This is a genomic window from Pelolinea submarina, assembly GCF_003966975.1.
Lineage (GTDB): Bacteria > Chloroflexota > Anaerolineae > Anaerolineales > Anaerolineaceae > Pelolinea > Pelolinea submarina.
In genome coordinates, this window is the sequence record NZ_AP018437.1 from 2124077 (window position 1) to 2139674 (window position 15598).

The window sequence follows — 15598 nt, forward strand, 5'->3', positions numbered from 1 at the left end:
CTCTTTTTATTATTACGTTTGACTATGTGGTCATAAGGTCAATCGGATAGGATTTTCAAAAAAAGAACCCCTGGATTTTATTCACAGGAGTTCTTTCAATGTCTGCGATAGAGCGATTACAAATAGTTTTCGATGTTCGCAAGAACATCTTTCAGTTTTCCAGCGTCCTTGCCGCCGGCTTGGGCCAACTGTGGGCGTCCGCCGCCGCTGCCACCGATCGCTCCGGCAATGGCCTTCGCCAGATTGCCAGCGTGCACGCCTTGCTTGATGCAAGCATCCGCCGCCGTCACCACCAACTGTACGCTGCCGTCCGCGGTCACATTGGCAAACACGGCCACACCGTCGCTGTATTCCTGCCGGAAAATATCCGCCAGTTCGCGTAAGGATTCACTATTGCTGTCCTCAACTGTCAGCGTAAGCACCTGCATGCCCTTGATGGTCCGGATATCACTCTTAGCTTCGTTGTAGGCCTGTTTGGCGGTATCTTTCTTATACCCGGCCAACAATTTCAGGTTGGCTTCGTTCTTCTCCTGCAATTTCTTTACAGCGCTTTCAGTTTCATCCAAACCGCATTCCAGCAAATGCGCAGTCCTTTTCAATTCTTTCAAGTGCTGCTGGATGTACTGGTAAGCCTTGCGCCCGGTAAAGGCTTCGATACGCCGGATACCGGCCGCGGCGCTGCCTTCGCTGATGATGATGAAGGTGCCAATCTCGCCGGTCTCGTCCACATGCGTACCACCGCACAGTTCATAGGAGAATGGGTTCGCGTCGCCAATCTTGACGGTGCGGACATCATCCCCGTACTTTTCACCGAACAACGCCTTTGCGCCTTCCGCCTGGGCCTCCGTGAGCTTCTTCTCCGCAATGGTCAGCGGGTAATTATCCAAAATCCGTTGGTTAACGCCTTCTTCGACCGCCGCCAGCTCTTTGGCGGAAAGGCCCTTTTGGTGGGTGAAATCAAAACGCAGGCGGTCCGGCGCGACCAATGAACCAGCCTGACGCACATGTTCGCCCAGCACTTTGCGCAATTCCGCGTGCAGTAAATGCGTGGCGGTATGGTTGCGCTGGGTATCCTGGCGGCGCTTGCGGTCCACGCCCACGGTCACATCATCGCCGACTTTCAACGTTCCTTCAACCACCTTGCCGTAATGCACGATCATACCGGCGGAGGGTTTGCGCATTTCCTCGACCGCGAATTTTCCCTGTCCATCGGCCGTAACAATCTGGCCCTGGTCGGAAACCTGTCCTCCGGATTCAATATAGAAACCGGTGCGTTCGGTTACCACTTCCACACTATCGCCGTTGTAAGCCTGGTCAACCAGTTGGTCGTCTTTGATGATGGCAATAATCCGGGTTTGGGTTACTTCGCCTTGATAAGGATCATAGCTGACGCCTTTTTCGCCCAGTTTGCCTTCCTCCTGTAATTTCTCCAGGTATTGGGCATACAGTTCGGCTTTTTCGCCGCCCAACGGGCCGAATTCTTTTCCGGCGCCGGATTTGATGCGGTGTTCTTCCATAGCCGCGTAAAAACCGGGTTGATCCACGTCCAGTCCGCGTTCGCGCAGCACGTCGCGTGTGATCTCCAGCGGTAGGCCATGGGTCGCATACAAATCAAAGGCAGCGGCGCCTGAAAGCGTCTTGCCCTGCATATTCTGAATTTCGTCTTCCAATCGAGAAAGGCCGCTCTCGACCGTAGTCTGGAATTGCTGCTCTTCGCGTGTCAGGTTATCCAATATGGTCGCCTGGTTTTTGACCAGTTCCGGGTAGGCTTCGCCGTAGATATCGATGACTTTGGCAGCCACTTGCGCCATAAAGGGTTCAGTTAATTCCAGTTTACTGCCGAAACGCGCCGCGCGCCGTATGATCATGCGGCAGATATAGTTGCGCCCGATGTTGCCGGGTACCACGCCGTCCGCAATCAGGAAGGTAGCCGCGCGCGCGTGGTCGGCGATCACGCGGTAAGGCGTGAAGTTCGCGTCGCGTTCCGCATCAGTGTCTCCCACTAATCCCTGCACCACCTGAATAAGAGGCAGCAATAAATCGGTGCGGTAGTTGGAATCAACGCCCTGCATAACAGACACAATGCGCTCAAAGCCCATACCGGTATCCACGTGCGTGGCCGGCAGCGGGTCCAATTGGGTCGCGCTCATGCGGTTGTATTGGATGAACACCAGGTTCCATAATTCCAGGTAGCGGTGGCAGTCGCTGTTGACGCCGCACACATGCTTGGGATCATCAGCCTTGTCGCACCATTCTTCGCCGCGATCGAAATGGATCTCCGAGCAGGGACCGCATGGGCCGGTGTCGGCCATTTCCCAGAAATTATCCTTGCGCCCGAAAGGCAGGATGTGTTCCTGGATGATGCCCGGCTGCAAGCGCCAGTTTTCTCTGGCTTCCTCATCCGTGTCCACTTCCCCTTTTTCGTCTTTGAAGTAAGTCACCCACAAGCGGGACTTATCCAACCCCCACACTTCGGTCAATAACTCCCAAGCCCAGGTAATGGCTTCTTTTTTATAGTAATCGCCGAAAGACCAGTTCCCCAGCATTTCAAAAAAGGTGTGGTGGTAATCATCGCGGCCCACGTCGTCCAAGTCGTTGTGTTTACCCGCCACGCGCATGCATTTCTGTGAATTCACTGCGCGCGTATAGTCGCGTTTGTCCGTCCCTAAAAATACGTCTTTGAACTGCACCATGCCGGCATTGGTGAACAGCAGCGTTTGGTCGCCGCCCGGCACCAGTGATGCTGAAGGTACAAATTTGTGCCCTTTTTGAATAAAGAAATCAATGAATTCTTTGCGAATCTGGTTACCAGTTAAATTTTTCGGCATGTGCTCCTCATATTTCTCAGAATGGAAACTTGATTATAAATTAAACGGGAAAGTTTTTGAATTGTTTTAGCGCGAAACAGCCAACTTGATGACCTTGCCCTCTTCATCCAATGTTACGCGCGCGAACTGCTCATGGACATTGTGCGCAACCGTGGTCTTTTGACTGTACATGACTTGCGTACGCAGCGCATACTCGCTGCCGCCGGATTTGCTGTCTCCTCGGCCGGAGGATTGGATCACCTTGGCAATGCGTACCTGGTGTTCGCGCACTTTCATGGACGCGCTGTCCAAACTGGGCAGATAGGTGGCCATCATCTCATTCAGATTGGCTGCGGTTTCCTTGGAGATGCGCGGCACCTTGGTCAGCGCGCCGTCCTGATCAGAAATCGCTTTTACCTCTGCCCTTTTCTCGCCGCGGGTTACGCCTTTATCCAAATAAACGTTGGCTTCCAGATACCCCAATGGATCGCCAAATAACACAAAAGATAGCAGTGTCTTCTGGTCTTCGCCGTCCAGGTATCCCTGGCGTTGGGTCATGACATCGATCAGGCCCAATTTGGCTTGCATAAAGGCCTCGCCGAAGGATGAGCCGTCCTTGGTATATTTCCACATGATAAAAGCGAATAGATCAGCTCCTATCAAAGGGGTATAGACCGAACCGTACGAGATGCAAGTGGACGCGACCAATCCCTGGCTTTCGATGGAAATCAGTTTCAATGCCATGGAATCATCGATGGTTTTATCGATAATGTAACCGCCATAACAGGCTTCACTAATGACTAAATCGATGTTGTTGCTGGTGCTGGGCACTTTATCCGCGCTGATTGCCACCGGGAAATCCGGCCCTTCGTCATCTTCGCTGTAATCCCGCTGTCCATACCATTCCGGCGTGGTGGCAGTGCCGTGCAGGTTGAAATAAGCGCATTTGGCTTTCATCAGGTTATCAATATCGATAGTGTCCGAGTCGAACTGCGGGCAGACGCGCAAATCCGAACCGGTTCCGATGGGACGGAAGGCCGCCATGGATGAACGGCGCCAGACTGAAGCAGAATATCCAAAATCGCGCGGTTTTTTAACCAGGTCGCGAAAAATGCTTGAGGGGGACGTTCTGCCGGTCAAAATAGAAAATGCCTGGCTGAAAAAGGAAGTCGTATTTAACGTAGATTTCTGGAATTCAATAGCATGTCGTAGCTGCTCCAGAACCAAACCGGCATCATTGCCCTTCTCTCCCGGGAAACGGCCTACCGGCCATTCAGGGGACAGGTAATTACCCGAGGTTGTGGCATAAGGATTATCCGACAATACTTCTTCATCGCTGTCATCGGTTGGGTTGGGTAATTTATGGAAAGGTACTACTTCATGGCAGCCCACAATCAACACCGCGCCCACCATTAAGGATTTTTCTTTAAGCGCTTTATCCAGATCGGTAAGGGCAAGTTTTATTTTCCAGGGATCAACAGCGCTGATATTGGTCAGCCCCCATGGATCCGTATAGCTGAAATCGTCCGGCAGAAAGACCATAGCGTCCCAATTTGCCTTCTGCTTAACGACCGCGGCCAGTTCATTCATTTTTTGGATTAGTACGTCGGTTGTTTTACTTCCGTACTTCGCCTCCAACCCCAGACGGGTGCTCAGGATAACGTAAACGGGAGTTGAGCTGCCTCCTTTACGGGAGGCTTTATGTGCGGGTAAATCCGCCCCGGTTGCTTTGCGGTTGGCATGACTGGGCCGGTAAGCACTCTGCCGATGAGGAACATTTTTCGTTCTTTCAATTTCGCCTGTATTCAATTGGTTCCAGTTCAACGCCACCGCGATACTGGATGGCACCTGGATGCTCAAATCGATACTCTGCGTCTTTGGCCACAGGGAAGTGAACTCATGCCCGCTGCCCCACATACGATCCGCCACCAAACCCGCCGGATCTTTACCTACACAGGCGTGTAATAAAGAAACGGCATCGGCTTCCTTGCCGGTTTCAAATAAGGCTTTTGCGCGCCACAGGTCCACCTGAATGCAATTCGGCCAGCGTTTGTGGTATATCTCGGTCAACTGCAGCAAAGTCTTGCTCTCATCCACCAGACTGGATAGGTGGCAGTGTTCCACAACCGCTAATAAATTCTCTTGTTCATTGGAGATAATCTTTCGCAGCAGCTTCTCGCTGTGCGCGTACTCTTTTTTTCGAATTGCCTGGCGCACTGCGCGCAGCGTTACCGCCCAGGGATAGATTTCGGAGACGTCTTCCATTCGTCCGGTCAGGACATGAATGGCCGAGTTTAGTGCTTTCTTGTTCTCTTTTATATTCAGTTTGATTAATAATTCGTAAGCAGCAATAAATTCTGGATCGCAAACAAGCAATTCTTCCAATAGCTTAGCGGCTGCCTGATCTTCTGTCTTCAAGTGCTTGACCATGGCAAGTTGATAGCGGCCGGAAATATCTTTAGGGTATTTTTCGAACCAAAGATCTAAAAGGTTTTCCAGAAATGAAAATTCCGCGGTCTTGATGCCCGCGTGTATGATTTTATCGAAGTCTACTCGTCCAAGTGTAATGGCTGCTGCCATATTGGTTTATGCCTTTTCTATAAGGGTATCGTTATTAATGTTCCCTTGTATTATATTGGCATTCGCCAGTGTACTCAATAAACGTTTTACATTTTCATCGCGTGGATTAATGGAAACAGCCTGCTGCAAAATTTCCTGTGCCGGATGATATTGTCCCTGTTGGTAAAGCAGCATGCCCAGAGCACTGAGCAGTTCAAAGTTTTGTGGAATAGCGCGCAAACCATTTTCCAGTGTTTCCGTTGCCTTAACCATATCCCGCCTGCTTTGGTAGATATTGGCCAATTCCATGTAATAGGAAGCCTCAAAAGGTTCATTTTGAATTGCTTTTACCAGCAAATCGACTGCCTTATCCAGATCCCCGTTCTTCCCGGATATCCTGGCCAGCATCGCCAGCGGTTGGGGATCTTCAGGATTGAGCTGCAAAGCTCGTTCTGCAAACTCTTCGGATAAATCCAATTTACCCATTTCCAGGTAGTTCTTTGCGGTAGCCAGCAAAAGCGCGCTGTTTACTGAGTCAAAGGATTTCGGCAGCAGGTATGCAAGCGATTGCTCAGCCCCGCTTACTTCTCGAATGTATTCCGCTTGCCGTATGATTACATCCGCGTCCTGCTGAATTTCTGCCGTGTGCAAGTGTTCCAGGTAATCCAACGCGGCTTGACTGCCCTGGCTCTTATCGAGCACTGCGGCTTTCTGCAGCACAACCTGCTTATCGTGTGGTAGTAAATGTTCTGCTTCCCCTATCAATTCGCGAGCTTTGTCAAAATTCTGCACCGCTATTGCGACTTTGCTCAATAGGATGTGAACGCGCACATCCTGTGGATTGATGCTGCGCGCGTTTTCAAGATAGCGGGCCGCTTTCTGCAGCTTATTATTCTTAATGCTCAGTTCACCCAATTGCAGCAGTACATCAAAATCCTGTGAGCTGCCGTTTAATTTCTTCTCCAGGTAGGTAATTCCTTCCGGATTGCCCGCTTTCAAGCTCAATTCACCCAGGTATACTTGCGCATCGTCGTTCTTATGGGTATTCGCGGCCTTCTTGAAATGATCCAGGGAGGAGCGCACATCACCCAACGCTTTACTCATTTCGCCTGCCTGAAGCTGCCATTTATACTCTTCCGGCCAGGCAGTCAATGCCAGGTTAATCGCTGCGTATGCATCGGAGGTTTGACCCAATTTTTGCTTGGCAAAAGCCAGCAGCGCATACTTCAGCGGGTCGGTCTGTCCGCCGCGCAGCAGCGCTGTTGCGTGTGCCGCGGATTTTGCCGGTTCGGATTCCAATTCAAGCGCCGCCATGATCATCCAGGCGTTGGGATCGTCGCGGAATCTTTCCATCAGAATTTCGGCTTTTTGGCTGCCCTCTTTTTGGTAAGTGGTAGCTAAAAGTACGTAGGGATGAGGCGTATCCGCGCCATTTGAATCCAATGTGTCAGCGCCGGCATCTTCCCGTCCCAACCAAAATCTGATTTCGCCAATCAAAGCATTGATTTCTTTATCCAGGCGGATTTTTGGTTCCTCAATTGCGCAAATTTCATCAAAGCAATTCAGGTCCTCAGTCGTAACAGGATCCAGATTGGCTTCCACATCCAGCTTACGCTTCAGCCAATTGCTAAAGGCGGCCTGCACCATTGCATTCAGGAAGAGCTTTGCGGTGGTATTTGTTTTTCCTGTTTTTTCCATGGTTTGCCGGACAATTTCCATTGTCTCTGCGTACTGGTTAAGCTCAAAGGCGGCTTCCGCCAGCCACAGACTGCCAATAGTCTGTTGTTTGTTTTCAGCCGATGTGTCATTGCGCCATTCAGACAGTAATTGGTCAATCAAAGATACAGCATCAGCATGGTTGCCATTGCGCTCCAGCAGACGGGCTTGCAGCGCTTTCACGCGTGTATTCTGCGGCATAATTTCCAAACAACGGGATAGCACATTGGCTGTCAGCACTTCCATTCCAAATTCCAGTGCGGCCTCGCCCCATGCAGGCGTCATTTCATTTATCTCGGAGACGGTTTGCCAATCAGGCGAATCCTCCAACAAAGATTGCGTCACCCCAGCCTCACCCAAAATATGGGCTAATTCAATCGAAAGGCTCTTCAGTGTAAGCAACTGCGGGAATTTTTGGAGGTTTGTCTGTGCTTGCTCGAAAGCTCCGTGATAATCGCCTACAGCTATGCGCATCCTCACGGAATAGGCATACAGGTCTTGCGGCTTTCCGTTGAATTTTTCCCATTCCTGCGGGGCTTGAATTCCGCACAGCGCTTGAACAGAATCCAGGCTGATCGCGGGGGATTCCAGGACTTCCAAAGCCAATTGGATTGCTGCTAAAGCATCCTGCGGTTGATTTAATTGACTAAATAATTCGGCTTTCAAAGCCAGAATTGCGGAATTGGCACGTTCAATCAGGTTGAGTAAATTCGCGGCCTTTCGGATTTCGCCTATTTGCAGGTAGAGCAGCGCGCCGGATAAGTACTCGCTGTCGGAAAGCGCTTGTTTTCTCGATAGAAAACCTTCCAACTGGCGCCGTGCTTCGTCATCAAGTCCGGCTTGCAGAAGAATTTGTGCGCAAACCAGGCGTTCACTGCCAGTATTAGATCCCGCCAGGCCGGATTTTCGGATGCTTTCCTGCACTCTTTTTTGATCGCCTTTTTCGGCGTACAGCTGCGCCAGTGCGGCTTGCAGCATGGGGGTGTCAGGTTGTACTTCGGCGAATTTCTCCAAATTAAGCAGCCATTGGTCTGAGCGCTTGAGACTGGCATTAATCTCCAGCATATCGGCAATCTCAAGGTCGCCCTTCCCCAACATATTGGTGAACACGGCCATGGCTTCATCATATAAACTGAGTTTGCCTAATGATTTAAGCAGCATCACGTTGAGCAATTTATTTTGCTGCTGCGCTTTGGCTGCTTCTTTGAAATTTACAACGGCCAGGTCGAATTGGCCGTGCTCAAAATAATATTTACCCAATCCTGCATGGACCCGCCAGATTTCCGGATCCAGGTGATTATCCTTATCGTTCAATAATTCTTGATAATGCGACAGCCTGTTTTCGCTGTCCATTTCCGCGCGGATGACCTGAAGAAGCAGGTTGCGCGGAAAACCATCGAAGATATTCTTTAGACGATTATCAATCGGAATGCTTTTTGAGATATTCAGTGGAAAATCCGCCTGGCTGCTTTCCATTAGTGCTAATCCATATTGTGTCAGCCAGGTTTCCGTTACTTCTTTGCGCATGACCAGCGGTTCTAATAATTCGCCGGCAAGCCAATGTTTTCCTTGTTCGTTCAGTAACTGTGCCTTTAAAGCGGTCAACTGCGGGGCCAGAATCCATTTATCGGCCGTTCTCTGCAACATTTCAGCAGCTAAATCCCATGCGCGCGCTTCAAAACAAGCCGCCAGCATTTTCTCAATTGAAGGCAGGTCATCAAGATGCGCGTCTGCCGCGGCCTGCTGTAAGACGTGAAGGACCTGTTCGCGGTTGCCTGATTGAGCGGCTAGTTCATAACGTTTGACATAAATCTCCGGAAGATTAAGCTCCAGAGAAGAAAGGGATTGAATAACCTTGAACGCCTCTCCAAATTGTCCGGTCTTCTGATAGTACTCAATCAAGAAATATATAGAATATCGATCGCGTTTACGATTCTTCAGAAATGCTTCAATCAAATTTTGGGCAAATTCGGATTGGCCTTTATTTATCTCGAATAAGGTCTCCAGAACCTGGAATAGCCCTTCACTGGTGTAAAAATTCTTTGCGCCTTTGACAGTCTCATCAAAACAGCGTGCGTCTCCGGACCGGTAACAGCAAATGGCTTTCTTTTCATAATCGTCCAGCGAAACCAGGTTTACCCGCTTCCATATTACCAGGGCTGAGGGCCATTGCGAAGTGTTCTCCAACGCCTCAATCAGCTTCAGCTTTTCTTCACGGGTTAATTCCACCAGTAATTCAAGACGGGAATAGAGCTGTGCGCTTTTCTGAAAATCTCCGTAATCGGAGTATAACGTTGCAGCACAACGCAGCAGTTCCGCATTAAGCGGCTGGTATTCAATGAGGCGGTCGGCTGTTTGAGCAGCTTCTCGAATCAAATTGATATCCCACAATAACCTGACCAACTGTACCGGGCTGACAACTCTGCCGATATTCTCCCCGTCTAAAAGTTGACCAATTCCACGGGAAGTATAAATATCGTGATGAATTTGCCTGCCGATTTTCCGCGCACTGTCCGGATCGCTGTCTTTGATTTGAGCCGCCTGCAATACTTTTCCAACCAGGCCTTTATCACTGGACAACGCAAAACTTCCGGAGAGATCAACTTCATTTTTTACGGGGGATTTAATGGCATTGTTCAGGGCGGTCAGCATCTGATTCAACTGATCGCTGCTGCGTAAAGCCCGCTTTGAAAAATCATCTGCCAATTCTTTTTGTGAACCGTAGCTCGCGAGAATAGCATAATTTCTAAAGAGGTCGATATTGCGAAGTAAATCTTCCCCATTATTAAAGCTTTCCTTGGATACAACTGCCGCCAAATCATCTACCGGCTTCTTCTCCAGGTAATTATCTACAATGTGCTGCAGCAGGCTCTTGGATTCATACATGTCCATTCTCTTCAGCAATTGCAATAAATCGGGCAGATCAGATGCGACTGCTGCCTTTTCAACGCTAGACAAAGCTGATTCCATCAGAATGGGATTGGCACAAAGGATAAAAGCGAGCAAATCCTGTGAGCTGGATTTATCGGATCGGGCAAATTCCTGAATAAATGAATCCTTATTATCAGTCAGGTAATAAACCAGTGTGAAAACAGTCCCCCATCCTTCCTGGATATCCTCCAATGATAGCTGATCCAACCCGATCTTTTGCAGATAGGCAGACCAATTTCCGTCAGCAGGTAAATTTGAGCGGATACCTGCTGCTACAGGTGCAATTTGTTCAAGCTGAAGATCAAACAGCCGTTTTATATTTTGAGGTAAAGGTTGGGGTTGAATTTGGCTGGCATCGGTTGCTTTAATACCAACAGCCGCCAGGCAGACATGCGCGGCACTCCAATTTTCTTTTTGGGCAGGGAGTAATCCCAGCAAATTCTCCAAAAAGCCGTCATCAGACAGGCGGTTCCAAATAACGCGATGATGGATTAGCCCGGATACGACGGCTTCGGCGTCATTTCTGGAGAAATGCTGTTTAAATACATAGATTGGATCGCTGCTGCCCATGGTCACCTGTCGGTTTCCGGCTTAGACCACGCGTGAAACCAGATAATAAGCCACAATAAATAAGACAAAGGAAACGAAAATCAGGAATATCCCGACGCCGACTTTGGTTTTTGTCATTTCCGTAATGGATTTTAAAACCTCGGAAATGCCTGAAACCAGATCAGATACATCATCGGTTAATCCTTTTTCTGCCAATTTTGCCGAACTTGCTGTGATTTCATTGAAATCAGCGCTGTTCACGCGGAAAGCCAGGGTAAATAAACCAACGATGAAGGCAATTACGCCCAATGCCAACACAATGCCGGCTAAGGTTAGAACAAAATCGCTTGCGCTTAATGCGAACATCACTACCTCCAAAATACATTATTCTGCAGGTAATGATGCAATTTATATGCCAGTACTGAAAGGTTTATTTAGCCTTGCTCGTGATGTCCATTGGCAGATCGCCCAATGCGATTTTTTCTCCATCACAGAACAACATGGCCCGCTGGATAATATTGCTTAGTTCGCGGATATTACCCTGCCATTTATAGTTAACCAGTGCTTCCATTGCATCAGGAGCAATATTGAGCACATTTTTCCCCATTTGCATATTGTATTTATTGATAAAGAAGCCAACCAATTCAGGAATGTCCTGTTTACGCTCGCGCAGCGGTTTCAAGTGCAAATCAACGACTTTCAGGCGGTAGTATAAATCTTCGCGGAATTTGTCTTCTTTGATCAATTCCTGAACATCCCGGTTGGAGGCCGCCAATACTTGCACATCCACATTAATCAACACTGTACCGCCCACCCGCCGGAATGCGCGTTCTTCAATTGCCCGCAGCAGTTTTGCTTGGATATCGGTTGGCATGGAAGAAATTTCATCCAGGAATAAGATGCCGCCGTCTGCCACTTCCATCAAACCGTGTTTCCGTTTTTCAGCGCCGGTAAAAGCGCCCTGCTCATATCCAAACAACTCGGATTCCAGCACGGTGGGTTGGATGGCCGCGCAGTTAATCGCAATAAAGGGTTTTTTAGCTCGCAAACCGGATTGGTGGATAAAACGCGCCAGCACTTCTTTGCCCGTACCGGTCTCTCCGGTAATCAATACCGAAACGGAAGCGGAAGCCGCCTTGGCAGCGTGTTCCATCAGCATTTTAAATTCCGGTGAATTGCCCATCACAAAATCGTTTGAATTTTGTTGGCTTTGCCGGAAATGGTTCAATTCTCGCCGCATTTGGATAATTTCAGTCGCGCGGGATATGGAATCAACCAAAATTTCGGGGTCCATGATAGGTTTGGTTAGAAAATCGTGCGCGCCGTTTTTCATGGCGTCCACGGCCATTTGAATATCGCCGTATCCGGTAATCAGAATAACGGGCGGCTTTGAAGGCATTGCAGTGATTTCCGTCAGGAAGTCAATTCCCAATCCATCCGGAAGTTGTACGTCCAGGACAACGATATCGCCATCGCCTTTTTCCAGGTACTCGCGCCCTTCCTTGATGGTGCCGGCTTCAAAAACCTCATAACCGCTGGCTTTCATGTACTCTGAAATATTATGGCGTGCGTGCTCTTCGTCGTCAATTACTAGTATTGTGTAGCTCATGCCTGATCTCCTGAAATTTCTTCGATGGGTAATATAACTTTAAAAATTGTTCCGCCAGGGTAAGTCTCCAGTTCGATGCGCCCCTTATGCGCTTCAACCATGCGTTTCGTGATAGCCAGCCCCAAACCGGTGCCCTTGGGCTTGCCGGTCACAAACGGCTCGAATATTTTTTCCTGAATCTCCGGTGGAATACCGGGGCCGGTATCCGAAATGCTCACGTCCAAATAATGGCTATCGGCTTCATTCGGAGCAATTTGAACAGATATGACTCCGCCTTCTTCTTTAATGGCATCATAGGAATTTGTGATGATATTGACAAAGATCTGTTCCAGTGACCGCTGATCGGCATAAGCGCTGCAGGCATCGCCTTTACAATTCACCATAGCGGATACGTTGGAACGCGTAAATTTTGGCTTCATTTTATTGAATAGATGCCTCACCAGCATTTCAACGTTGACTTCTTTAAAATTCTCCACTTTTTGACGCGAATAAGATAAAACGGATTCCATCAAATCATTGATTCGCGAGCAATCGTCCAACATCTGCTCGATACTTCCTAAAGACGGATCGTCCGCCTTTGCTAACTTCTTCATCAGCTGGAGACCGCTTACAAAACTCTGCAGAGGATTGCGGACTTCATGCGCAAAATCGGCTATTACTTCGCCCAGAGCAGCTTTATTCTCATACTGTTGAATTTTGTATTCAGCCTCAACTTGAATAGAAGCGTCCGTCAAGATTAATAATTTCCTGCCGCTCTCTTCTCGCTCCAGTGGAACAAGCTTATAGAACACCGGAGTTTTGTTGCCCTCGCGGTCGTAAATCACTTTGGGGGTGCTGCTGCTGATTGATTCTGAAGGATTTAGCCCTTCCAACTTTGCCGGCAATTCCGAATTTTCGAAAATGATTTCCGCTTTTTGATTTATCAGCTCAATAGGTGCGTATTTTAATAATTGCGCACTGTTTCGGTTGATGTCGATAATGACATTGTTTTTATCCAACAGAATGGCGCTGTCGCCGGCGTTTTCATAGAATTGCGCGTATTGGTCGTTTTCAAGGCCCAGGGCTTCATTTGTCGCGCCGACCTTTTCCATGATTTGCTGGTTGGTAAGCAGAACTTCCGCCCACTCCGCATAAATTTGGAGAAATATCATCCAATCGTCTTGCTTTTGCTGATCTTCCCAAGCCAACACCAAAAGTCCGTTGGTATTATCGTTGACAGTAATTGGCAGGGAGATAATCAACGCCAATTTGTTCAAGCGGCCGGTGCGGTGAATTTCAGAAAGGACGCGTTTCCCGGGTTCCCAAACGTCCACCTGATTCAAGCGTTTTATTTCAATAGCTGTCAAGCTTTTAGGAAATAACGGTTCTTCTTCTGTAATTTTCCTGGCTTGTTCTGATTCCTTTTCACACAAATAAAACGTAGCGGTTTTTGCCAGAAATGCTTCCTGTCCATAGCGCACAATGTTTTGGATCAATTCTTCCAAAGAACAACCCGGAAGCGCTTTGTTGAGTGCCAGTAACCCTTTTAACAACCGAATTGATAGCAATTCCGTCCTGGTTTCCTCAGCCTCCATTTCCTGAATCCGCAGGACAGCCAATTGGTCGACCTGGCTTATGTAATACACATTGACAGTGGTTTTAATCGGGTTTTTGTTTTTACGGATTAAGCTCAATTGCTGCATACTGCCATCTGTTAATTTTTCAACATCAGCATCCAACAGCACCCGCTCAATTCCGCCCTGATTTAATTCTTCCGTCCCAAATCCGCTGAGTTGGGTATAGCGATAATTTACCGCAACGACCTGCCGTTCTGCCAATTTGATTAGGACAGCCGCGTCATTGATTTGATCAAGCAGGATGCGAAAATCTTCCGAATTCAAGTGAAATTCCGAAGCAGAATTACTTGCCCTTGAAAATGGATTGTTCAAGATCAATCCTTTTTTTCCTTCTTGCGGAGATGCGCAGGCAAGATACCTTCCATGGAACGGTACTTCGCCACCGTCCGGCGCGCCAGTTCGTAGCCATCTTTTTCCAATAATTTGACCAAATCCGAGTCGCTGAGCGGTTTGTCTTTATTTTCTGCCTCGATAAACTCCCGCATGGTAGCCCTGATCCCCAGACTTTTATCAAAGAATACGTCCATGGGTATAATCTGCCCGCTGGGAAGCTGCACCGATTTATTGGAAACTGCGCGAGAAATCGTCGATTCGTGCACTTCCAGCTCTTTAGAGATTTCTGCGCGTGTGACCGGCTGGATGAATTTTTCGCCTTCAACGATGAATTCTTTTTGCATATTCACAATCTTTTCCATCAAACGCTGCATGGTATTGTTGCGCTGCTGGATGCACTTAATGAGCAAATTTGCTTTCTCGAGGTCCGGTTTCAGGTCCTCTTTTGTTTCCTCAGAAGATTGTTTAATGGCTTGTTTAAATAATGGGTTGATATCCAAAGTTCCATATGATGGGGTGATAATTTCCACCATCAAAGGCAAATTTGGGTCGTGATTCATGAAATTAATAATGACATCCGGACTGGTGTAAACCTGGCCTTTGTCTTCGCTGGGCATGCGGAAACTGCCCCAGTGTGCGCGCGCTGGGAAAGGATACAGATTCTTGCTGATGAACTCAATAGCTTTCTCGGCCTCACTGCTGCTAATTCCCAATGTTTTCGCAATTTGCGGATATTGCTTTTTGGAAAGCATGCTTAAGCCACCTTTGATAATATCAAAGTAATATGGCGGCACTTTTTGGGTCTCACCAACCATCTCCAATTGGATCAGCAATGCCTCTTCCGGTGAGCTGGATCCCACACCTAACGGTTCAGCATGCTGGATCATATTTTTTACATGTTCAACACGTGATAGGGGAACATGATAATAACTGGCGATTTCCACCAGTCTCTCTTGCAAAAAACCATCCTCATCCACCTGGTTGAGAATGTAAGCGGCAATGATACGGTCTTCCTGCTCAAGATCCATTGCGATTTGCCGCAATATAAATTCAGCCAGGCTGACCTCATCCGTATTTGATATTTCATCCGAAAAATATTCTTCATCCGTAGATGATTTCGAGTAAGTTATCTCATTCCGCGGGGACAGGAAAACTATCGCTTCATCTGAACCCGGATTCTTGGGTTTGCTGCAAACCGGGCAAATCTGATTGCTGGTCAGCAATCGCCCGCATCCGGGACAGCGGCGCTCCTCTTTCATAACCAAAGCGGGATTTTCTGCCATCGCGCGGATTATTTCCTGATTAAGCTCATCCACATTCATGCTTAAAAGAGTCATGGTTTGAGCCAGATGGGCGGTTGTTTGCGGTTGGAGTTTGTGGAATTGTCGTTGATACATATTGTCTTCCTGATGCTTAGTATAGCTTGAATGCAAGTCTTAGGCAATATTTATGCCAACACGGCACTCAGATGATAAAAT

General features: G+C 48.3%; 7 protein-coding genes. All 7 read right to left on the reverse strand.

The window, feature by feature from the left end:
* Nucleotides 1–116: 116 nt before the first annotated feature.
* Entirely contained in the window at nt 117–2828 is a 2712-nt protein-coding gene (gene alaS, locus Pelsub_RS09435) for an alanine--tRNA ligase (protein WP_116223982.1), read from the reverse strand.
* 66 nt (nt 2829–2894) lie between these two features.
* Entirely contained in the window at nt 2895–5387 is a 2493-nt protein-coding gene (locus tag Pelsub_RS09440; protein ID WP_116223981.1) for a C25 family cysteine peptidase, read from the reverse strand.
* A 6-nt stretch (nt 5388–5393) separates the two neighbouring features.
* The gene (locus Pelsub_RS09445; protein WP_116223980.1) at nt 5394–10583 is read right to left on the reverse strand and encodes a tetratricopeptide repeat protein; all 5190 of its coding nucleotides are present in this window, start codon (nt 10581–10583) and stop codon (nt 5394–5396) included.
* 21 nt (nt 10584–10604) lie between these two features.
* Entirely contained in the window at nt 10605–10928 is a 324-nt protein-coding gene (locus tag Pelsub_RS09450) for a hypothetical protein (RefSeq protein ID WP_116223979.1), read from the reverse strand.
* 64 nt (nt 10929–10992) lie between these two features.
* The gene (locus tag Pelsub_RS09455) at nt 10993–12171 is read right to left on the reverse strand and encodes a sigma-54-dependent transcriptional regulator (RefSeq protein WP_116223978.1); all 1179 of its coding nucleotides are present in this window, start codon (nt 12169–12171) and stop codon (nt 10993–10995) included.
* Entirely contained in the window at nt 12168–14051 is a 1884-nt protein-coding gene (locus tag Pelsub_RS09460) for a two-component system sensor histidine kinase NtrB (protein ID WP_126440475.1), read from the reverse strand. The genes Pelsub_RS09455 and Pelsub_RS09460 overlap by 4 nt, the downstream gene beginning before the upstream one ends.
* A 50-nt stretch (nt 14052–14101) precedes the next feature.
* Complete coding sequence (gene rpoN, locus Pelsub_RS09465; protein ID WP_116223976.1) at nt 14102–15517, reverse strand: RNA polymerase factor sigma-54; 1416 nt, start codon at nt 15515–15517, stop codon at nt 14102–14104.
* Nucleotides 15518–15598 lie beyond the last annotated feature (81 nt).